The organism is Desulfomonilia bacterium, from assembly GCA_036567785.1.
Taxonomy (GTDB): domain Bacteria; phylum Desulfobacterota; class Desulfomonilia; order UBA1062; family UBA1062; genus DATCTV01.
Map to the genome: position 1 here is coordinate 1 of DATCTV010000035.1, position 20268 is coordinate 20268.

General features: G+C 48.9%; 23 protein-coding genes and 4 tRNA genes. 8 read left to right on the forward strand and 19 right to left on the reverse strand.

Features of this window, described 5'->3' with window-relative positions:
- The 7 genes from VIS94_10125 to VIS94_10155 all read right to left on the reverse strand — a co-directional run.
- On the reverse strand, positions 1–141 hold a 141-nt coding region (locus VIS94_10125), incomplete at its 3' end, for a GTP-binding protein (protein ID HEY9161432.1).
- A 51-nt stretch (positions 142–192) separates the two neighbouring features.
- A tRNA-Thr gene (locus tag VIS94_10130) sits at positions 193–268 on the reverse strand.
- Positions 269–294: 26 nt separating this feature from the next.
- Positions 295–370, reverse strand: a tRNA-Gly gene (locus VIS94_10135).
- 71 nt (positions 371–441) lie between these two features.
- Positions 442–526, reverse strand: a tRNA-Tyr gene (locus tag VIS94_10140).
- A 9-nt stretch (positions 527–535) separates the two neighbouring features.
- A tRNA-Thr gene (locus VIS94_10145) sits at positions 536–611 on the reverse strand.
- A gap of 126 nt (positions 612–737) precedes the next feature.
- On the reverse strand, positions 738–1595 hold the full coding sequence (locus VIS94_10150) for a 3-hydroxybutyryl-CoA dehydrogenase (GenBank protein HEY9161433.1): 858 nt from the start codon (positions 1593–1595) through the stop codon (positions 738–740).
- 14 nt (positions 1596–1609) lie between these two features.
- A complete protein-coding gene (locus VIS94_10155) occupies positions 1610–2788 on the reverse strand; it encodes an acetyl-CoA C-acetyltransferase (GenBank protein ID HEY9161434.1) in 1179 nt (392 codons plus the stop codon).
- Between the two features lie 229 nt (positions 2789–3017).
- On the opposite strand from VIS94_10155, the gene VIS94_10160 reads away from it, so the two are divergent.
- From VIS94_10160 to VIS94_10195, 8 genes are read left to right on the forward strand one after another with little or no spacing between them, the layout of a single operon-like run.
- Complete coding sequence (locus VIS94_10160) at positions 3018–3998, forward strand: MoxR family ATPase (protein ID HEY9161435.1); 981 nt, start codon at positions 3018–3020, stop codon at positions 3996–3998.
- The gene (locus tag VIS94_10165; protein HEY9161436.1) at positions 3998–4879 is read left to right on the forward strand and encodes a DUF58 domain-containing protein; all 882 of its coding nucleotides are present in this window, start codon (positions 3998–4000) and stop codon (positions 4877–4879) included. The genes VIS94_10160 and VIS94_10165 overlap by 1 nt, the downstream gene beginning before the upstream one ends.
- Complete coding sequence (locus VIS94_10170) at positions 4872–5834, forward strand: hypothetical protein (protein ID HEY9161437.1); 963 nt, start codon at positions 4872–4874, stop codon at positions 5832–5834. The genes VIS94_10165 and VIS94_10170 overlap by 8 nt, the downstream gene beginning before the upstream one ends.
- A complete protein-coding gene (locus VIS94_10175) occupies positions 5831–6829 on the forward strand; it encodes a VWA domain-containing protein (GenBank protein HEY9161438.1) in 999 nt (332 codons plus the stop codon). Before VIS94_10170 ends, VIS94_10175 begins: the two co-directional genes overlap by 4 nt.
- Positions 6826–7842, forward strand: a complete 1017-nt coding sequence (locus VIS94_10180) for a VWA domain-containing protein (GenBank protein ID HEY9161439.1) — start codon at positions 6826–6828, stop codon at positions 7840–7842. Before VIS94_10175 ends, VIS94_10180 begins: the two co-directional genes overlap by 4 nt.
- Position 7843: 1 nt before the next feature.
- A complete protein-coding gene (locus VIS94_10185; GenBank protein ID HEY9161440.1) occupies positions 7844–8695 on the forward strand; it encodes a tetratricopeptide repeat protein in 852 nt (283 codons plus the stop codon).
- Entirely contained in the window at positions 8695–10434 is a 1740-nt protein-coding gene (locus VIS94_10190; protein HEY9161441.1) for a BatD family protein, read from the forward strand. The genes VIS94_10185 and VIS94_10190 overlap by 1 nt, the downstream gene beginning before the upstream one ends.
- Positions 10431–11192, forward strand: a complete 762-nt coding sequence (locus VIS94_10195; protein HEY9161442.1) for an SH3 domain-containing protein — start codon at positions 10431–10433, stop codon at positions 11190–11192. The genes VIS94_10190 and VIS94_10195 overlap by 4 nt, the downstream gene beginning before the upstream one ends.
- A gap of 22 nt (positions 11193–11214) precedes the next feature.
- Here VIS94_10195 and VIS94_10200 read toward each other — a convergent pair whose 3' ends face one another.
- The 12 genes from VIS94_10200 to VIS94_10255 all read right to left on the reverse strand — a co-directional run bounded on the left by VIS94_10200 (position 11215) and on the right by VIS94_10255 (position 20220).
- The gene (locus VIS94_10200; GenBank protein HEY9161443.1) at positions 11215–11736 is read right to left on the reverse strand and encodes a DUF3795 domain-containing protein; all 522 of its coding nucleotides are present in this window, start codon (positions 11734–11736) and stop codon (positions 11215–11217) included.
- Positions 11737–11760: 24 nt separating this feature from the next.
- Complete coding sequence (lepB, locus tag VIS94_10205) at positions 11761–12402, reverse strand: signal peptidase I (GenBank protein HEY9161444.1); 642 nt, start codon at positions 12400–12402, stop codon at positions 11761–11763.
- A gap of 3 nt (positions 12403–12405) precedes the next feature.
- The gene (locus VIS94_10210) at positions 12406–13068 is read right to left on the reverse strand and encodes a hypothetical protein (protein HEY9161445.1); all 663 of its coding nucleotides are present in this window, start codon (positions 13066–13068) and stop codon (positions 12406–12408) included.
- Positions 13069–13108: 40 nt separating this feature from the next.
- Entirely contained in the window at positions 13109–13513 is a 405-nt protein-coding gene (accB, locus tag VIS94_10215) for an acetyl-CoA carboxylase biotin carboxyl carrier protein (GenBank protein ID HEY9161446.1), read from the reverse strand.
- Entirely contained in the window at positions 13514–14077 is a 564-nt protein-coding gene (gene efp / locus VIS94_10220; GenBank protein HEY9161447.1) for an elongation factor P, read from the reverse strand.
- A 26-nt stretch (positions 14078–14103) separates the two neighbouring features.
- On the reverse strand, positions 14104–15168 hold the full coding sequence (locus VIS94_10225; GenBank protein ID HEY9161448.1) for a Xaa-Pro peptidase family protein: 1065 nt from the start codon (positions 15166–15168) through the stop codon (positions 14104–14106).
- A complete protein-coding gene (aroQ, locus tag VIS94_10230) occupies positions 15153–15590 on the reverse strand; it encodes a type II 3-dehydroquinate dehydratase (GenBank protein ID HEY9161449.1) in 438 nt (145 codons plus the stop codon). Before aroQ ends, VIS94_10225 begins: the two co-directional genes overlap by 16 nt.
- Positions 15571–16095 (reverse strand): hypothetical protein, encoded by a 525-nt coding sequence (locus VIS94_10235; protein ID HEY9161450.1) that lies wholly within the window; start codon positions 16093–16095, stop codon positions 15571–15573. Before VIS94_10235 ends, aroQ begins: the two co-directional genes overlap by 20 nt.
- Positions 16070–17626: a 3-dehydroquinate synthase gene (aroB, locus tag VIS94_10240; protein ID HEY9161451.1), complete on the reverse strand. Its 1557-nt coding sequence runs from the start codon at positions 17624–17626 to the stop codon at positions 16070–16072. The genes VIS94_10235 and aroB overlap by 26 nt, the downstream gene beginning before the upstream one ends.
- A complete protein-coding gene (aroC, locus tag VIS94_10245) occupies positions 17623–18750 on the reverse strand; it encodes a chorismate synthase (GenBank protein ID HEY9161452.1) in 1128 nt (375 codons plus the stop codon). The genes aroB and aroC overlap by 4 nt, the downstream gene beginning before the upstream one ends.
- A gap of 134 nt (positions 18751–18884) precedes the next feature.
- A complete protein-coding gene (locus VIS94_10250) occupies positions 18885–19514 on the reverse strand; it encodes an HAD family hydrolase (GenBank protein ID HEY9161453.1) in 630 nt (209 codons plus the stop codon).
- 34 nt (positions 19515–19548) lie between these two features.
- Positions 19549–20220, reverse strand: a complete 672-nt coding sequence (locus VIS94_10255) for a phosphoribosyltransferase (GenBank protein ID HEY9161454.1) — start codon at positions 20218–20220, stop codon at positions 19549–19551.
- Positions 20221–20268 lie beyond the last annotated feature (48 nt).

Consider the following 20268-nt stretch of genomic DNA (forward strand, 5'->3'; position numbering starts at 1 on the left):
ATATGCTACATATTCGGCCATCCCCTTCTTCGCCAAATGCTTCGTTATCGCCGCCGTCAACGTCGTCTTACCATGATCTATGTGCCCTATCGTACCTATATTAACATGCGGCTTCGTCCTCTTAAATACTTCCTTGGCCATGTCAGAACCCCCTTTCTCTTATTTCTATTTTTCTTTTATATACGTTATTAATGGAGCCCACATCCAGGATTGAACTGGAGACCTCGTCCTTACCAAGGACGTGCTCTACCAACTGAGCTATGTGGGCATCTCTGCCAGTTCTTTGAGGGAAAGTGGAGCGGGAAACGGGATTCGAACCCGCGACCCTCAGCTTGGAAGGCTGACGCTCTAGCCACTGAGCTATTCCCGCATATCCGTCAAGATGAACGCAGTCAATATCGACTATAGTCTCCTGCGATCCCTCTTTTTAAAGCCTATTCCTGGTGGAGGGGGGTGGATTCGAACCACCGAAGGCGCCGCCGGCAGATTTACAGTCTGCTCCCTTTAGCCACTCGGGAACCCCTCCGTATTTTTCTGGAGCTGGAGATGGGACTTGAACCCGCAACCTGCTGATTACAAATCAGCTGCTCTGCCGATTGAGCTACTCCAGCCCTGTGTGCGCACACCTATTCTATGCGCAGATTCCGTCTCTAAACAATGCATTATTAAAAGTCAAGCTTTAATCTTGTATTTATTATAAATTCTTTGAAAAATGATTCTATTATATTTCCTTATCATCATGACTGGGAATATTCATAGAAACCCTTGCCCGTTTTCTTGCCCAGCCATCCTGCTTCGACATATTTCCTAAGCAATGGGCACGGACGATATTTAGAATCGCAGAAACCATCATAAAGAGTCTGCATAATGGCAAGGCAGGTATCCAGTCCTATCAGGTCTGCAAGAGCTAAAGGACCCATCGGATGATTCATCCCGAGTTTCATTACCGTATCGATCGCATCTGCCGTGCCGACTCCGTGATAAAGACAGTAGACCGCCTCGTTTATCATGGGCATAAGTATCCTGTTGGCTATGAATCCCGGATAGTCGTTCGCCTCGGCCGGAATCTTTCCGAATTTAACAGACAGATCCCATGTTAGCTTGAAGGTCTCATCGGATGTAGCTATTCCTCGAATGATTTCGACCAGCTTCATTACCGGAACCGGGTTCATGAAGTGCATCCCTATTACTTTGTCAGGTCTCTTCGTTTTTGCGGCTATACGGCCAATCGGAATGGATGACGTATTTGTTGAAAGTATTGAGTCTGCAGGACAGACCTCGTCCAGCGTTTTGAATATTCCAAACTTTATGTCTTCCCTCTCGCTGGCAGCTTCCACTATGAAATCCGCTGATTCCATATCCTTAAGGTTTGTACTGAGCTTAATCCTGTCGAGAACCGCATTCTTTTCGTCCTCGCTCATCTTTCCTTTCTCGACGTTTTTGGAAAGAAGCTTCGCAATATTCTTGAGTCCTTTGTCGACGAACTCCTGTGCTATATCGTTCATGATCACATTGATACCGCTCATTGCTGCAACCTGTGCAATACCATTGCCCATCTGTCCCGCGCCGATCACTCCGAAAGTCTTAATTTCCATTGTTTTTCTCCCTTCTATCTCTTCACTACCAGTGCGACGGCCTCTCCTCCGCCAAGACACAGTGAGGCGAGCCCTGTCTTCAGATCTCTTTTTTCCATTTCATATAAAAGCGTCGTCAGAATCCGAGCGCCGCTTGCACCGATTGGATGGCCTAAAGCAACGCTTCCGCCGTTCACATTTACCCTGGCCCTATCTAGCTTGAGTTCTTTCTCGATGGCACATGAAGAACCTGAAAACGCCTCGTTTACCTCGAACAAATCAACCTCATTCAGGCTGATACCCTGTTTTTTTAGCACCTTCGGAATAGCCAGTATAGGTGCGACGAGAACGTATTTCATATCCAGACCTGCCGAAGCCTGAGCACCTATGGTGGCCATGATTCTGCACTCCAGTTCCACTGCCTTTTCCCTTGCCATAACGACAACCGCAGCAGCTCCATCGGAAATGACGGATGCATTTCCTGCGGTGCCTACGCCCCCGTTCTTCTTGAACGCGGGAGGCATTTTGGCCAGTACCTCGTAAGGAGTCGGTTTCGGACATTCATCGGTATCGAACATCGATATATTTCCCTTTCTGTCTTTTATAGGTACGGGCACTATTTCATCCTTGAATCTTCCCGATTCTATGGCCGTAATGGCTCTTTTGTAGGATTCCTCGGCAAACCTGTCCTGATCTTCACGGGTGATTCCGTATTTTTCCGAGCAGAGTTCGTTTGACATCCCCATGTGGAAATCATTTACGACATCCCACAGACCATCGTGGACCATATGGTCCCGGATTGCCCCGTCGCCCATGCGGTAGCCGAATCTGCCTTTTTCCAGATAATAGGGGGCCATACTCATACATTCCATACCGCCCGCCACTACAACATCCGCATCACCGCATTGAACCGCCTGTGCTGCAAGCATCACGGCCTTGAGACTGGAGCCGCATACCTTATTTACCGAAATTGCCTCTACCTCCCATGGCATGCCTGCTTCTATCACTGCGAGTTTTCCAGGATTCTGGCCGTAACCGCACGGAAGCACTATTCCCATTATGGCTTCGTCAACATCTGATTTCTTTATGCCGGCCCTTTTCACTGCTTCATCGATAACCAGGGCTCCCAGTTTTACTGCCCCCAAATTTGCCAGCGATCCGCCGAAAGATCCCAATGGAGTCCTTACAGCACTGACTATGACAGCTTCTCTCATGAACATTTCCTCCAATCTTAAGAAAAGTGTCCCATGGATAAACGAGCGTGCAGATAATATCAAGCAAAAAGGATGTATATTTGACAATACAGGAAATGAAGGCAAGTGCCACTTCAGTTTATATGCATTAAAATTTTTTAGTCTTTGTAAAAAAATGTAAACCCGTCTTGAAAAGAAAAAACAATGTTATTAATAACTCAAGCATTCTTTCAGGGAGGGTTGAACAGTTATGGATATTCAGGAAGTCACCAGAAAGATCGAACAGGAAAGCCTCATTTTCAGACAGGTCTCCAGCGAAATAGGAAAAGTCATCGTTGGCCAGCGAAATCTCGTCGAACGAATGCTTATAGGGCTCTTATGTAACGGACATCTTCTGCTGGAAGGCCTGCCCGGGCTCGCAAAGACCACAGCCGTAAAAACCCTGGCGCAAGTAATCAACACCTCCTTCCAACGCATACAGTTTACGCCTGACCTTCTGCCGGCTGACATCATCGGAACGCAGATATACCGAATGGAAAGTGGTTCTTTCGAGGTCAAGAAAGGTCCAATATTCCATAACATAATCCTTGCCGATGAGATCAACCGCGCTCCGGCCAAGGTCCAGAGCGCTCTGCTCGAAGCAATGCAGGAGCGCCAGGTAACCATCGGAGAGACAACCTTCAAGCTAGGAAACCCGTTCCTTGTCCTTGCAACACAGAACCCGATCGAGCAGGAGGGCACCTATCCCCTACCCGAAGCCCAGATCGACCGCTTCATGCTGAAGATAAAAGTGGGCTACCCCTCCGAGGCCGAGGAAAAGGAGATCATGCAGCGCTCATATATGCAAAGCGGTGAAGAGGTTAAGACAGTCATAGAACCCGAGAAGCTCATCCAGGCAAGCCGGACAATGAATAGCATCCACATGGAAGACAAGCTCATGGACTACATAGTCAGGATAACTAATGCCACAAGGCGGCCAAAAGATTTCGGCCTCAAGGTCGGCCCCCTCGTAAGCTATGGCGCATCTCCTAGGGCTTCAATCTGGCTGGGGTTGGCATCAAAGGCATATGCCTTCCTGATGGGACGCGGCTATGTCATACCGCAGGATATAAAGACCATGGCGCCGGACGTATTGAGGCACCGCATCATATTGAGCTATGAAGCGGAAGCCGAGGGAAAAAGCGCCGATGAAATAATAGAGGCCGTCCTAGAACGTATAGAGGTCCCCTGATGCTCTCGGAAGAGATCCTTTCGAAGATACAGAAGTTCCACTTCCACACCCGCCACATGGCCAACGAAATGTTCGCGGGACAGTACGTAAGCGCCTTCAAGGGTCACGGCATGGAATTTTCCGAAGTGCGTGAATATCAGTCTGGCGACGATATACGATCAATCGACTGGAATGTCTCGGCCAGAAACGGCCGTCCCTTTGTAAAGGTATTCCACGAGGAACGAGAGCTTACCCTTATCCTGCTAATAGACATGTCCGGTTCGCAGCAGTTCGGGACAAAAGGCCGCTTCAAGAGGGATGTCATGGCTGAAATAGCCGGCATGCTGGCATTCCTCGCCATACGCACGAACGACAAGGTCGGTGCGATACTTTTCACCTCTCAGGTCGAGAGATTCCTCCCCCCGAAAAAAGGGGCGAATCACGTATGGAGGCTCATCAAGGAGATATTTACATTCGAGGCCGTAAGGCCGCGAACCAGCATCGACTCCGCGCTGACATATCTCAACCGTGCCGTTAAACGACATGCGATCGTCTTCCTGCTTTCCGACTGCATGGACGAGGGGTTTGAAAAAAGCCTCAGACTTACAGCCAGAAAGCATGACCTAACCATACTGCGTATTACCGATCCCGCCGAATCCGAACTTCCGGATGCAGGACTCATACGCATGAGAGATCCCGAGACAGGCGAAAGTTCAGTGATAAACACTTCGAGCACTCAGGTAAGACAGAGGTGGAGAATGGAAAAGGCCCAACAGGATGCCTATCTGAAGACAATAACATCCGCATGTGGCGTGGATGTAGTTGATATAAGCACCAACGGTGATGTCATGGAGCCTCTTTCCAGACTTTTCCTAAGCAGGAGAAACCGGATAAATGTCTGAAAAATCCTTCATTCGCTGCATCATTTTGATTACCGTACTTATGATATGCGCTTCAGTGCTGATGGCCGCAACGCCTCAACAGAAGGCAGCGAATCCTGCAAATGCGCCTGTATCCAACGGGACAATGAAAATCGCAGCACGCCTAGATCCCGTTTCGGCAAAGGTCGGTGACACCGTAACGCTCAACCTTGGATTTACCCTCCCTAAAGATTGCCGGCTTCCTGAAAAGCCTCAGATCGAAGGTATTGACAATCTTAGCATCACAGGAATAAAGGCCGATCCCAGCGGTCTCAAAGTGACTTTCATAGCAGATTCCCTCGAGAGCATACCTATAGGCCCGGTTAAGCTCACCTATCTGAACGGCAAGGGAGAAAGGCTTACCGCCTCGTCGGATGCCCTCATATTAAAGGTTGGCAGTAACATGGGATCGAGTCCGGATAAACAGCATCTCAAGCCTATACAGGACATCATACCTGCCTATCCGCTCTGGCTGCCATGGGTTCTCTGGACGGCACTAGCTGTACTAATTGTTGCATGTGCTGCAGGCATCATCCTGTGGCTCAAGAAACGATCAGCAAGAAGGCAAGGAATTTTAGCAGCCCCGCCATATATACGTGCAAGGAATGGTCTCGAACAACTGGAGGCATCGGCGCTTTTTGAATCAGGCAGGATAAAGGAATACTATTTTCGCTTCTCCGAGATCATGAAGCGGTATCTTGAGGAGATAAGAGGCTTTCCTGCGGCAGAATCCACGACGGAAGAGATATCCCAGTTCATTGCCCTGGATATCGACCGGGAACTTCTGGCCATCCTGAAAAGGGCGGATATGGTTAAATTCGCGGACAGCGTTCCATCACCATCACAAAAGTCTCAGGACATTGAATCTGCACTTGAATACATCTCGTGCACTTCACCGGAATCGAAACCCGCACATGAAGGGGAGAATCTGCAATGAGTTTCCGTTTCGCTTACCCGATTCTTATGTGCGTGCTACTTGCTCTGGTCTTTATATGGTTGTTCCTTGAGACAAGGCACTCGAATTCATCGGCTGTCTTTTCGACCGCATCGTCCCTCAAAAAGCTCATGAATGGAGGAGAAAGGCTGAAGGCACGCCTTCCCCTCATACTGGCCGCCTCGGCCCTTATACTATTGTGCGTTGCCGCAGGCCGGCCTCAGCTCTACAATGTTGAACATGAAACCATCTCGCCGGGTGTGGATATAATACTATGCCTTGATACATCACGCTCTATGGAAGCCATGGATTTCACTCTAGACGGTCAACCCGCAACACGCCTTACTGCAGTCAAGAAGGTCGTGAGCGAATTCATAAAGGAGCGCGAGCACGACAGGATGGGCATAGTCGTCTTCGGAGCCGAGGCATATACACAAGCACCTCTCACCATGGACAAAGGTCTGCTCCTTAAGCTTGTAGAAAACATGCAGACAGGGATGGCGGGCGACAGCACTTCCATGGGCGACGCCATCGCCATCAGCGCAAAACGGCTCAAGGATATCAATGCGCCATCGAAGATAATCATCCTGGTTACCGATGGACGAAGCAACACGGGAAAAATTTCTCCGCAGCAGGCCGCAGAGGCCGCAAGGGCGCTGGGGATAAAGATCTACACGATAGGCGTGGGAGGGCACGGAAGGGCGCCGATTGTAGTAAATACTCCATTCGGACAGCAGGTGGGTTATATCGATGACGACCTCGACGAAAACACGCTGACTGACATAGCCAGGACAACGGACGCCCGATTCTTCCTGGCATCCGACACCAAAGGGCTTGAAGATATCTACGGCATCATAAACAAGGCCGAGAAGCGCGATGTCAAGATAAAGGAATTTTTCAGTTTCAAGGAGCTTTACCGCTGGCTGCTCATTCCAGCGCTTGTTCTTCTTTTCGCCGCCCTCGGGCTGGAAATAAGCATATTCGGAGTTGTACCATGAGCTTCAGCAATACATGGATACTTCATTTTCTGTGGTTGTTGCCGTTCGTTGCTGCCGGCCTCATTATCTCCGGACGGCTGAGAACCGCAAGGCTCAAAAGGATGGCCGATCCGGACCTTCTCGTCCGTCTCGCAGGAAAGCCGAGACCCGGTGTACGCTTTTTCAAGGGCGTGCTCATCACAGCCGCGCTGGCTCTACTGATTACAGCACTTGCGGGCCCGCGCTGGGGGTCTCATTATCAGGAGGTGACCCAGAAGGGAGTGGATATCATAGTCTGTGTGGATGCAAGCCCTAGCATGCTGGCTTCTGATGTTAAACCGAACAGGCTCGAGCAGGCGAAACGCGAGGTATCTGATTTCATAAAGGTGGTGCAGGGAGACCGTGTAGGACTGGTGGCGTTTTCAGGAGAGGCGTTTCTCGAATGCCCGCTCACCCTGGACTATTCCGCACTACAGATGTTTCTCGGTCAGATCGAGCCGGGGATGATACCTGTTCCCGGCACCGACCTCGGAAAGGCCATTGACAAGTCGCTGGACGCCTTTGACTATAAATCCGCCACGGACAAGGTAATACTTCTGATCACTGACGGTGAGGACAATGAAGGCAGGGGAAAGGCGGCGGCAGAAAAGGCAAAGGCAAAAGGCGTGAAGATTTATGTCTTCGGCATAGGAGCACCGGAAGGCGCGCCTGTTCCGGACACAGAAGGGGGCGGATTTGCAAAGGACAGCGAGGGAAACATGGTGCTTTCGAAGCTTGACGAAAACGGCCTCAGGGAAATCGCCCGGCTTACAGGAGGCGGCTATGTCCGCGCCGCAACTGGCGACCTCGACCTGGACATGCTCTACTTCGCCGGCATCAAATTCCACACGAAGGCAAGCGAACTCAAGAGCGGCAAAATCAAGGTCTATGAGGACAGATTCGCCTGGTTCATTGCTGCCGCAATACTTCTCTTATTGTGCGAAAGACTTTTGAAAGAGCGGGGCAAACCTCAGGATTTGGTAAAGGGTGCATAAGATGAAAAACTTAACCTTCATTTTTGTCATTCTTCTCACCATCAGCCTTTCATTTGAATTCGCTCATGCAGCATCCAATCCCGACAGGCTTTACAGAAAAGGTGAATACAAGCAGGCCGAATCCTCATATGAAAAACTCGACCTGGAGAATCCCAAGGACATATCATACCGCTACAACAAAGGCTGTGCCCTTTATCAGCTCAAAGACTACAAAAAGGCACAAGAAGCATTTACAAGCGTCTATCAGAGGGCCGTGGATAATGACATGCGCTTCAGGGCGGCATACAACCTCGGGAATACCGCCTTTATGGCAGGTGATATGCAGTCTGCAGTATCATTTTTCAAGGAAGCCCTTCGCATGAAACCTGGAAGCGGCGATGCCCGCAACAATCTCGAACTGGCACTTAAAAAAATAAAAGAGGAAGAGGAGAAAAAGAAACAGCAGCAGCAACAACAACAGAATCAGCAGAACAAAAAGGAGCAGGAAAACAAGCAGCAGAATGACCAGTCCGGAAACAACCAGCAGAATGACCAGCAGAAAAATGACAAGCAGCAGAAAGGCAAAAACGACACCCTGAAAGATCAATCCGGACAAAAACAGCAAAAGGATGGAAACCAGCAACAGCAACAACAACAGCAGCAGCCGCAGAATCTTGAAGGAGAACTGAAGGCCGTTAATCCTGCTCAAGTTGACAAACAGGATAAAACGGGTCAGAAACAGCAGCAGGCCAACTCGCCTGCCAGGGCACAGGCCGAGGCACTGCTGGGAAACATCCAGGAGGACCGGTCCCGCTTCCACAAGAACCAGCCCCAGCAGGAGGACGGGTCACCTAAATCGGGTAAATACTGGTAATGAAAAAGATTACGATCATATCTATATTAATATTATGCCTTCTGGCGCCGGGAATTGTCTCGGCCAAGACCGGTATAAGCATCTCACTCGACCGCAATGAAGCAACCGTGGGCGATACGGTGCAGCTGAACGTCAGCATCGAAGGAGGCTCAGGAGGCGACCCTTCCATACAGGGACTTCAGGATTTTACAGTAAGCCGTGGCGGGACATCTTCACAGATACAGATCATCAACGGCAGCATGACAAGGTCGAACCAGACCACATACATCCTGCAGCCCATAAAGACCGGAACCTTCACCATAGGACCGGCAAGCATAACTGTCTCGGGAAGAACATACTCGAGCAACACAGTACGTTTGAGCGTTTCAAGAGAGCCAAATGTTAACGCCGGTGCGGCAGGTCCTCTTTCTCTCTCTGCAAGCATGTCCTCGACAACTGCCTATCCCGGTCAGCAGATCGTCTACACGCTAAAGCTGTTTCGTTCGGTCAGGGTAAGCGACGTCTCGGTTCAGCTTCCTGAGGTAAAAGGCATATCGTTCAAACAGCTGGGCGAGCCTTCCGAATACCAGACAACTGCAGGCGGGAATGTTGTGCAGGTCCTGGAAGTCCGATATCTGCTCAGCGTAAGCAAACCCGGGGAATACAGGATAGCCCCTTCATCGATGCGGATGAGCGTCTATGACCAGTCGCGACGCAGCAGACAGGATTTTTTCAATGACCCTTTCTTCGAGACACGCGGCAAACCGGCAGTGGTTTCATCCGGAGCGCTCAGCCTCAGCGTAAGGCCTTTTCCCCAGGAGGGAAGACCTGCCGATTTCAGCGGCCTCGTAGGGAAATTCGATATGAAGACACAACTCGATCCTGCTCAGGTCAAGACCGGCGACTCCGCCAACCTGACAATAACGGTAAGCGGCGAAGGCACTGTGAACATGATACCGGACCTTACATTTGCCGATATCGATGGACTCAAGGTATATCCGGACCAGCCGAAGATCGAATCGGATACGACTTCAGGAGGGGAAACCGGATCGAAGACTATGAAATGGGCCATCGTGCCGAAGAAACCGGGTATCTATGAATTGCCGCAGCTCAGTCTTACATATTTCGATACGGCCTCCGGCAGCTACAGGACCCTCAAGTCTCCTGCGCTCAGGCTTAACGTCTCCCAGGGTGATGTACAGTCCGGGCAGGCCCCTGCCGCCGGCAGCCAGTTACAGACATCCGACGCAACCCAAAAATCAGAGGTCAGGGAACTCGGCAGGGATATCCTTCCCATACACACCGATGCAGGGGACATGAGACAGGGCTTTAACGTCATGAAAAACACCCTTTACGCATCAATAATCCTTCTCATTCCACCAATTGCCTGGCTGGCCGTTGCAGCTTTTGTCAGACGAAGGAATTGGGGCATGAAGCATGAAGGCGTGATAAAAGCGAAAAAGGCGGCAGATGTTTTCTGTTCATCGCTCACAGGACATAATCTCAGCGCAAACCTGACAATAGAAGCCATACGCATCTTTATCAACAACAGATTCGGGCTTTCCTACGGCATCATAACACCTGAAGAAGCATATGACATCCTTACGGACCGGGGAGTCGGCCAGACAGATGCAGGTGACCTCAGGAAGGCGCTTTCAGAACTCCAGCAGTCAGTCTATACAGGAAAAGGGGATATGCCCGCAAAAACAGAGATCGACCTTTGCAGATTGATAAGGCGCATAGACAGGGAGGCGAAATGAAACGTTTCTTCATGAGCGCATTAACGCTAACTTCAATGCTCTTTATCATCGGTATTTCAAACGCATACGCAACGAACGCCGAAGAAGACTTTTTCAAGGGCAATCAGGCATACAGGAACGGGGACTATGCAGATGCCGTTCGTCTTTATTCCAAGCTTGCAGGCAAAAGATATCCGTCGCCTCATCTGTTATACAATCTCGGGAACGCCTATTTCCGGCTCGGAGACAAAGGAAACACAATATTGAATTATGAACGGGCCAGAATGTTCCTGCCAAGGGATGCAGACCTTATATTCAACCTGGGTTATGTCAGGGACAGATTGCAGGATGCGACGGAACCTCCCGGCCCCCCTCTTCAGTCAGTATTCTTCTGGCTTGATTCCGTGAATCCTAATGAGCTGTTCGTCATGTTCGCAGTTGTGAACCTGCTTTTCTTTGCCGTTCTGATCCTCAGAATTTTCGTAAAAGAGGAATGGGCTTTTGTAATGCTCATAGTTCTTCTCGTGGCCTGGCTGGGCACAGGTGTTTCATTCGGCGTCAAATGCTATCAGGCGGCATATGATAACCGCGCCGTGGTCACCGGCAAAGAGGTATCGGTGCTGGCAGGGCCTGATCCGAAAGACACTGAACTCTTCAGGCTTCATGCCGGAACAGTCGTCAGGACTGACAAGAGAGAAGGCGGCTGGACATTGATCAGGTTAGCGTCAGATAAACGCGGATGGGTTAATGATTCGTCTATTGGCATGATCAAAGGCTGATATCTTAGTTGAGTTATTTATTCTAAAGCCTTCCGTCTAGCTTCTCCGCTACATCCGCCTTACAGTTGCGGCAGGTTTTGGCTCCACGGAACAAGGGTTTGCCGCATTCGGGACAATGATATCGCTTGCAGACCGACCGGGCCCATTCAACGCTGCCCTCTTCGTCACCTAGTTCCCTGACCTTTTTACGCCATACAGGGATAGTATCTTTCATAACGCGCCTGCCTGTGGCGAATCCGAAATTCTCGATCATTTCACATGGCCAATCCGTACATTGGTGGCATGAATAGAACCCCTTGGCTCTTATACAGTCTCTGATTGAGCACATTTTACAGTAGCCATAAAGCTTCTCGGGAGGCTCAGGCTGCATGCAACCCATGCATTCGGTATCTTCAGGTTTAGTTCCGTAGAGATTACCCATGACTGTCTTGAATTTTTCATTTTTGTCCCTGGTTGCGATATAAACCCCGCAGGCCCCGCAATAAAGCCCGCACGGCGCCATAAGACTCTTGTTTCTTATCTCTTCCTCGCTCCACCCTTCCATTTTCTTCTCCTTTTTTTGTTCACATCACCTTATCACATGGCCTATCCTGCCGAGCCGCTGCAGAATATGATCCTTATCCCATGAGAAGTAGAGTATAAGGGCCTTGCCCTTGATGTTCTGTATGGAAAGCGGCCCCCAGAACCGGCTGTCGAAACTGTTGTCCCTGTTATCACCCATCACGAAAACAGTACCCTGCGGAATCGTCATCTCAGGCATGTTGTCCCTGATAGCTGCCTCGCCGCTGTTAATAAGCGGTTCGGTATATTTTTCATGTCCCAGAACAAGTTCTCTGCCGTTTATAAAAACTTTCTTGTCCTTTATCGCAATTCTCTCACCGGGCAGACCTACGACGCGCTTTACAAAATCGACCGACTTGTCCAGCGGAAAGGAAAATATTATGACATCGCCTCTCCCGGGTACTATATCCTTTCCCCATAATTTGTCAGTTGTGAACGGTATGGTGGAGCCGTAATTGAATTTAGTAGCCAGGAGCCAGTCGTTTTTGAATACGGTATCTTCCATTGAAGAACTGGGTACCCAGTAGGATCCCAGAATAAAAGCCTTTATTATCATGGCAAGAATGAAAGCCACGACCAATGCCTCGGCCCATTCCCGCAATGCACCTTTCTTCTTTATTACCACCGGTTCGTTTGCAGTTTTATCCATCACTTATATCTCTCCTGCACTGATACTTTGATACATTAGTTTCCTGACCGCCTCAACAAACGACTTTTCGGGAAATTCCGGCAGCATTTCATAAATGCCCGCCGGCGGTCTTGCCTCCGGACCGAAAACCCTTTTATAGAGATCACGGTCAACATTCAGCGGGATCACCCCTTGCAGAAGAAAGAACTCTTTTTTTCTCATCTGTGCCGCACCCATTATTTTCCTTCCCATGTATTGAAGCTCAAGCTGTGCACCCCTCTCAAAACAGATGCTTGAGAAACCGCTTTTGTGAGTAAGCAACCCGGCTTCAAGTCCGCAGACCTTGAATGCCTTGAGAAAAATATGGGATATCATGCCATATGCTGCCATTATATCGCCCTTGAACTGTCCTTCCAAAGGGGCGCTGACGCTGAAGGTTATATCATCTGAATGCAGCACGGCTCCTCCTCCTGTTGGACGCATAAGCACAGGTATGTCAAGGTCCTTATCATAAAGCCTGAAACCCTTCTGGTGATAGCCTGCCGTCACCGCAACCCTGTCCCAGTTGTAGAATCTTAGCGCTCCTGGTATTTCTCTACTGATGACTTTTTCGAAAAGGGCCTCGTCCCTGCCCATGTTCATCTCAGAGGGATATCTGCCGTCAGAAATAAAAAGCCAGGGGCTCATCGTTCCCCCCCGGCATTTTTAATCGGGATCATTTTCTGGTTTATAATCCTTCAATTATAAAAAGAGGGTCTCCATATCCGACCCTTTCGCCATCCTGTTTCAAAATAGCCGATACTGTGCCGTTCACATGAGACTCTATCTCGTTCATCAGCTTCATAGCCTCAATTACGCAGAGGCATTGCCCTTTTGCCACCCTGTCACCCACCTGCACAAACGGTTGGGCTTCAGGAACGGAAGCCCTGTAAAAAGTGCCTACAAGTGGTGAGGTCACTGTAATAGTCGGCTTTTCTTCTACCTTGGTCATTGCCCTCGGCTCTGAAGATGCTTTTTCTGGCTGCGGTTTGATTCCTCTTACGACATGGATCCTTTCGGGTGTCCATTCAAGCTCGACGATATCCGTCCCTTTGATAATATCAATAACATCTTTGAGTGTTTTCAGATTCATTCAGCTCACTCTCTCGATATAGGTCCCGTTTCTTGTATCAACCTTTAAAAGATCACCCTCGTTTATAAAGAGAGGAACCTGTATGGTCGCGCCTGTCTCAAGCTTGGCGGGTTTTGTCCCCCCGCTTACCGTATTGCCTCTGACTCCGGGAACGGTTTCGACAACTTTAAGCTCAAGAAAATTTGGGAGTTCGACTCCGATGGGTTTCTTATTATGGAACAGGATATCGACAATGCAGTTTTCTTTCAGATAACCCAGGGTATCACCCATATGGTCTTCGGTGAGCGCCATCTGCTCATACGTCTCGTTGTCCATGAAATGATAGCCCGAATCATCATTATAAAGGTAAACCATGTTTTTATCTTCGAGATCTGGCACATCAACCTTTTCTCCGGATCGAAATGTCTTTTCGAGAACACGGCCCGAAACAAGGCTTTTCATTTTTGTCCTTACGAAAGCCCCGCCCTTTCCGGGTTTGACATGCTGAAAATCAACAATGATGAACGGCTCCTTATCAAGCTCTATCCTCAGTCCCTTTCTGAAATCCGCTGTCGAATATTGCATTGCTACCTCTTAATAATTTTTTCACCTCAGTCGGCTATTATTATAGCACCCTTAGCAATATTTGTAAGGTGCTTGCAAGAGCTATCTGTTACAAAAAGGCAATCCTCAATGCGTATGCCGTACCTTCCTTCAAAATATGCGGCAGGCTCAATTGTTATAACCATACCCTGTCTGATTGAATCGCCCGATCTTGGAGAAATTGCGGGCGGTTCGTGAACCTCCATGCCTACGCCATGACCCGTACCGTGTCCATAGCAGTGTTCCAGCCCGTTTTCATCAAGATAGCCCCTTGCAAGCGCATCTATATCCGAGGCCTTTTTCCCAGGCGCGATTCCTTCGATGGCCCTCTGCTGGGCTTTCCAAACCTTTGCATAGACATCCTTGAACTCAGCATCCGGTTCTCCCGTGAATACGGTAACTGTCTGGTCGGAACAGTATCCTTCATATATGCATCCGAAATCGAAGACGACAGCCTCCTTTCTGCCGATTATCTTATCCGTCGGGGAAGCATGCGGCATTGCGCTTCTCGGACCCGATGCCACAATTGTCTCGAATGACGGGCCATCCGCCCCTGACCTTCTCATCTCATATTCAATCTCGATTGCAACATCCCTTTCGGTCCTTCCAATGATGCCCTTCTCAAGGATGCTTTTCATTACCTTTTCTGATATCTCTGCCGCCTGAACTATTTTCCTGACCTCTACGCCGTCCTTGATTATTCTAAGGTCCCTGAGCATACTCCCTGCAGGCACAAGCTCCACACCTGAAAATATCTCCTTGAGCTTCGTGGCCATATCGTAATCAAGGATATTCGATTCAAAACCGATTCTTGATATCTTCCTTTCCGTCAGAAAGAGGCCGATTTCTTCCCACTTCTGAGAAATTTCCTGAACATCATAAGAAGTTTCAAGTTCAGCCTGGACCGTGTATCGCGAATCGACAAAGAGCCTTACCTGATCACTCGTAATTATGAGCGCAGCATCCGTGCCAGTGAAACCGGTGACCCATAAAATATTGGGCCTGGATACCAAAAGAAGCGCATCAAGGCCGTCGGAGAGATACGCCCTGGCCCTTGCTAGCCTCGTTTCCATCCGGCCAGTCCCTCAAGGGCAAGGCAGTACCCTATGGGACCCAGACCCGCTATGGTCCCTATGGCGATATCGGAGAAAAAGCTCTTATGTCTGAAATCTTCACGTTTCGCGACATTACTTATGTGGACTTCGACAAACGGGATATCTGCCGCCAGCATGGCATCGCGCAATGCTACAGATGTGTGGGTAAATCCGCCTGGGTTGATGATGATGCCGTCCATCTTTTCAATTCCGGCCTTGTGAATCCTGTCAATAAGCTCCCCTTCATGGTTCGATTGAAAAAAATCGATTTCTGCTCCGAGTATTTGAGCCTTTTCCCTGATCATCTTCTCGATATCGGCAAGGGTGGTGGTCCCGTAAACAGATGTCTCCCTTTTTCCGAGCATATTGAGATTCGGGCCGTTAATTATCAGAACCTTCATATTTAATCCTCCCAAGCCATTCTTCAAGCGTTTTGATGATGAAAAGCTTCTGTATGTCGGTGGCCTCTTTTTTTACTCCGGCATCAGTCCTGATTTCTTCAAGCGCAGCAAATATGTCAAGCGACTGCTCATAAAGCCCCTGTGCCGCATATACCCTGGCAAGTTCAATCGATTGGCCCGAAACCATTTCAGTTTCAGGTGTCCCTTCAAGAAGATCCAGCGCCTCGTCATCCTCCGGCCTGAATGCAATATAGCGTTCAATGCATCTTCTGGAAAGGTCTGACTCGCCCATTTTCGCATAAACGGTTCCCAGATGCTTCAGGGCATCTACCATTTCATCGATCTGCGCCTCGATGCCGGCAAGTATGAGGGCCGCCTGCTGATACTCGCCCATTTTCATGAGCGACATACCCAGAATTATCTTATCCCTGGTAGTCGTAATCTCACTGGATGCCTCGATTATATCGAGATATCTTCCTTCAGCGAACGCCTTTTTTATATCCACGTGAATACCTCTTATATGCATCAAGTATGAAATCCAGTTTCAATTTTCTGACCTCAAAGCCGCCTATCCCCTTTGCCAGAACGAAATTGATGCCATCGGAAGCGGACTTCTTGTCGACCGCCATTGCCGTGCCGACTCTGCCAGCCGGGGGAAGAGAATATCTGCCCGAGACCATGCCGTATTTGTCCATTAGCTTTTTCACCCTGGATATTTCACTGCTCTTCATCAGACCGAGTTCACCGGAAAGGAAACACGCAAACTCCATACCCATGGCGACCGCCTCGCCATGATGCATTTTAAATTCATAATACTGCTCGATTGCATGGCCGAGCGTATGTCCGAAATTGAGGATACGTCTCAGTGATCCTTCCAGTTCATCTCTGGCCACCACATACGCCTTGTCCCTGCAGCACATCCTGACAACAGTTTCCATATCGAGGCCTTCATTCTCAAGACCGTCGAAAATGACCCTGTCCATAATGATGCCGTATTTAACGACCTCTCCCATACCGCCTGTGATTTCTTCCTTTTCAAGTGTATCAAGAAACTTTGTATCACACACAACGAATGCAGGCTGTTTGAACAGGCCTATCAGATTTTTGCCCTTTTCATGGTTTATTCCGGTCTTGCCCCCAATGCTTGCATCCACTTGTGAAAGCAGCGTAGTGGGCACCTGGACAACAGGAATCCCCCTCATGAAAACGCCCGATGCAAACCCGGAAAGATCCCCGGTAACGCCCCCGCCGATTGCGAGGCAGGACCACTGCCGGTTCATACCGGATGAAAGCATTTCTGAAAGAACCTTATCAAGAAACTCGCAGCTCTTAGACCCTTCACCCGCCGGGACTTCCATTATTAGGTGCCTGAATCCGGAAACTGCCTTTTTGATTTTACTTTTGTAAAGCCTTGATACATTTTCATCGACAAGGCAGAAAATGCCTTCGGGTTTCATATGGCGGCTGATAAGTGCATCAAGCCCGTCGAATATTCCCTTACCGATATAGACAGGGTAAGGCTGGTTTTCCAGAAGCACCGGCACAGGCTCTGGTGCGGTTTCTATGAATTTCTTTATTTTCTTTGCCGATCCTTTTACGCTCAGTCGATTTGTATCGATTATCAGATCTGCGTCCGAGTAGGCGGTCCGGCGCGAATCGAAAAGCTTTTCGATTCCATCGTTCCAGTTCGGTCTGTTGCTGTCCCTGCCCACACGTTTTCTGAGGACATCTAGCGGCGCCGTAAGGTTTATTATCGCACCTGATGCCTTCATGACAGCACGATTCAATGGATTTACAGGCGCGCCGCCGCCGGTTGAGACAATACCTGTACCTTTACCGGCTACTTCAAAGAGGACATCCCTTTCTATCATACGAAATGCCTTCTCGCCGGCATATTTGAAAATTTCGGGAATGGTGGAACCTGTCTTTGAGACAATTACTTCATCCATGTCGATAAACGGCTGAGACATTATCTTCGCAAGCTCTGCGCCTATAGTTGTCTTGCCAGTTCCCATGAATCCAGTAAGAAAGATCATCGAAGTATCGAACGCCTCCTGTGTTCATCAAATGCATATTTCAACTCGTCAATATTTGCCTGACCGTAATCGTTTAATATTGCTCTGGCGATTGCAATAATCATCATTGCCTCGCCTGCAACGCTTGCGGCAGGCACTGCGCAGTAATCGGAGCGTTCATATTGCGCCTTCACTTCCGCACCGCTTCTGATGTCAATTGAATTTAGCCCCTTGATAAGCGTTGGAATAGGTTTCATCGTGCATGTGACGATAATATTCTCTCCGTTTGAAATGCCGCCTTCAATACCGCCTGCATTGTTCGTTCCCCTTTTGCCTCCTGCGTATATTTCATCATGAAGAACAGAGCCTCTCATCTCACCCGACAGTGTACCCTTTCCAATCTGTACAGCTTTAATCGCAGGAATGGACATCATGAATGCGGATATCATCGTATCCAGCCTCTTGTCCCACTGTGCGGATGAGCCGATGCCGGCAGGAAGCCCTGTGACCTCTATCCTGAAATTTCCACCCAGGGTGTCACCATCCTTGATGGCCTTTTCAATTTCCTTTTCCATTTCTTCCGATGCCGCCGGGTCAGGACAGAAAACACTCGATGCGTCTCTTTTCATTATATCAAACTCACCATCGAACCTCGCCTTCCCTATTCCTGTGACGAAGCCGTAAACCTCGATGCCGAGCACTTTTAACAGGCACCTTAAAAATCCGCCCGCGGCAACCCTTCCTGCTGTTTCTCTTGCGCTGCTCCTTTCCAGGACATTGCGCAAATCCTTGTGGCCGAACCTTATTGCGCCTGACAAGTCCGCATGCCCGGGTCTGGGCGTATAAAGTTCTTTTCCCGGAATTATGCTGAAAGGGTCCATAAAACTTTTCCAGTTTTCAAAATCGACATTCCACACAGCTAGAAGTACCGGGCTTCCCAGAGTTATGCCGCCGCGAATACCGGACAGGACATCAACCTTGTCTTTTTCTATCTTCATCCGTCCGCCACGGCCGTAACCCATTTGCCGCCTGGCAAGGTCGTTATCAACAGCCTCTTTTGAAATCTCGAGTCCCGCAGGTATCCCGTCAAGAAAGGCAAATATTCCCCTGCCGTGTGATTCTCCAGCCGTATAGAATGTCAGCATGGCCTTTTACCGCCTCCGAATTTCTTTATTGGAATCTAATACAGATATAACCCCATAGGCAACAAAGGGAATACTAAAAAAGGAATAAATATGAGAAATTGTTTTTTCGATTACCGGCATCCACTTTTGGGCATTCATCCATTTACAATACCCAGAATCTCATCAAGCGAATCTATCGAGCTTTCATGCCTTTCACCTTTACCTCGGAATATATGGCAGGCGTCATAGCCCGCTTTTACAGGCGCCATGAAATCATGATGAATGCTGTCGCCCACATGGATGAATGGACCTGCAACATTCTCGAGCCTGCTGAAGGCGTATGGGCCCGACTTGAGCATATTCCAGTCATCAGGGAGTGAAACTACAAGGTCAAAATAGGGGTTCAACCCGCCTCTGCTCATCTCTTCATCAAGAAAGAGCCTTGTTGCGTTTGAAAATATTATAAGCTTGAAACCCTGCTGCTTAAGCCTGCTGAGGGTCGGTATGACATCGCTGTAAAGCGCTATGCGATGGGAGAAATTTCTGATTATTTCATCTGCATCTTCATCAAGCCCGAAATGTTTAAGCCAGAAAGGAAGCTGGTAATATCTGATTGACCTGTCTCCTATAATCTCGTAGGCGTTCCGGCATATAAATCTCGCCGCTTCTTCAGGGATCTTATAGCTCCGAGATACACTTGAAGGAACCCCCTCTTCCCAGACGGCATCGACGAATGTACGGGTGGTAAGAGTCCCGTCCAGGTCGAAGGATATTGCCCTGTTCATTTTATCTTTTTTATGTCCTTTAGCACTGACATGATCAGAGAAGGTGCCATGCCCCGTCGCGCTCTTCAATCTCTCCCGATATGCTCATGTCCGAGAGCGCTTTTTCGATATCCCGCGTGGCTATCTCCAGGTTCATTGAATCTTCAAGTATCCCTATTATCTCTTCAATTGTAGCACCGCCTGTTATCTGGAGAGCTTTCTCGGTAAATATGACCAGGTCTTCATGCTTGGACCACGGGAACAGCACCCACCGCCAGTCATCCATGACCCTGGGACAGAAATCCGCCTTGAATCTGCTGTCCTTTTTACTGACAAGAACCGCTGTTTTTATATCTCCAACCTTTGAACTCAGGTAGTTTACAACCGCATTCATGGTCATGCCTTCATCGCTGACATCATCGACAACAAGCACTTTCTTATCGGTAAGGTTGATTTCCGGGAGCGGATATATCAGTATCGGATTTTCAGTAATTGTCATATCGCCTGTCAGATGACCCATCTGGAATGTACATATATGTTTTTTCTGAAGGTAATCGAGCAGTATTCTTGCAGGGACAAGCCCTCCCCTTGCAACCGCAATAACCACATCAGGGTCATAGCCTGTCTCGTTGAGATTCAAATAGACATCCCAGACTAGATTTTCCAGGTCATCCCAGGTTATGTTTATCGCTTTTGGAAAATTGCTTTTCTTATTGTTCAAGTCCATTTTCATCTCCCCCCATTTCTATCCTCAACTGCTGTTTGTCTGTCTCCA

Excerpts from the sequence above, each read along its gene's own strand:
- VIS94_10150 (HEY9161433.1), bottom strand. The coding sequence starts at position 1,595 with ATGGAAATTAAGACTTTCGGAGTGATCGGCGCGGGACAGATGGGCAAT.
- VIS94_10155 (HEY9161434.1), bottom strand. The coding sequence starts at position 2,788 with ATGAGAGAAGCTGTCATAGTCAGTGCTGTAAGGACTCCATTGGGATCT.
- VIS94_10160 (HEY9161435.1), top strand. The coding sequence starts at position 3,018 with ATGGATATTCAGGAAGTCACCAGAAAGATCGAACAGGAAAGCCTCATT.
- VIS94_10165 (HEY9161436.1), top strand. The coding sequence starts at position 3,998 with ATGCTCTCGGAAGAGATCCTTTCGAAGATACAGAAGTTCCACTTCCAC.
- VIS94_10170 (HEY9161437.1), top strand. The coding sequence starts at position 4,872 with ATGTCTGAAAAATCCTTCATTCGCTGCATCATTTTGATTACCGTACTT.
- VIS94_10175 (HEY9161438.1), top strand. The coding sequence starts at position 5,831 with ATGAGTTTCCGTTTCGCTTACCCGATTCTTATGTGCGTGCTACTTGCT.
- VIS94_10180 (HEY9161439.1), top strand. The coding sequence starts at position 6,826 with ATGAGCTTCAGCAATACATGGATACTTCATTTTCTGTGGTTGTTGCCG.
- VIS94_10185 (HEY9161440.1), top strand. The coding sequence starts at position 7,844 with ATGAAAAACTTAACCTTCATTTTTGTCATTCTTCTCACCATCAGCCTT.
- VIS94_10190 (HEY9161441.1), top strand. The coding sequence starts at position 8,695 with ATGAAAAAGATTACGATCATATCTATATTAATATTATGCCTTCTGGCG.
- VIS94_10195 (HEY9161442.1), top strand. The coding sequence starts at position 10,431 with ATGAAACGTTTCTTCATGAGCGCATTAACGCTAACTTCAATGCTCTTT.
- VIS94_10200 (HEY9161443.1), bottom strand. The coding sequence starts at position 11,736 with ATGGAAGGGTGGAGCGAGGAAGAGATAAGAAACAAGAGTCTTATGGCG.
- lepB (HEY9161444.1), bottom strand. The coding sequence starts at position 12,402 with ATGGATAAAACTGCAAACGAACCGGTGGTAATAAAGAAGAAAGGTGCA.
- VIS94_10210 (HEY9161445.1), bottom strand. The coding sequence starts at position 13,068 with ATGAGCCCCTGGCTTTTTATTTCTGACGGCAGATATCCCTCTGAGATG.
- accB (HEY9161446.1), bottom strand. The coding sequence starts at position 13,513 with ATGAATCTGAAAACACTCAAAGATGTTATTGATATTATCAAAGGGACG.
- efp (HEY9161447.1), bottom strand. The coding sequence starts at position 14,077 with ATGCAATATTCGACAGCGGATTTCAGAAAGGGACTGAGGATAGAGCTT.
- VIS94_10225 (HEY9161448.1), bottom strand. The coding sequence starts at position 15,168 with ATGGAAACGAGGCTAGCAAGGGCCAGGGCGTATCTCTCCGACGGCCTT.
- aroQ (HEY9161449.1), bottom strand. The coding sequence starts at position 15,590 with ATGAAGGTTCTGATAATTAACGGCCCGAATCTCAATATGCTCGGAAAA.
- aroB (HEY9161451.1), bottom strand. The coding sequence starts at position 17,626 with ATGATCTTTCTTACTGGATTCATGGGAACTGGCAAGACAACTATAGGC.
- aroC (HEY9161452.1), bottom strand. The coding sequence starts at position 18,750 with ATGCTGACATTCTATACGGCTGGAGAATCACACGGCAGGGGAATATTT.
- VIS94_10250 (HEY9161453.1), bottom strand. The coding sequence starts at position 19,514 with ATGAACAGGGCAATATCCTTCGACCTGGACGGGACTCTTACCACCCGT.
- VIS94_10255 (HEY9161454.1), bottom strand. The coding sequence starts at position 20,220 with ATGGACTTGAACAATAAGAAAAGCAATTTTCCAAAAGCGATAAACATA.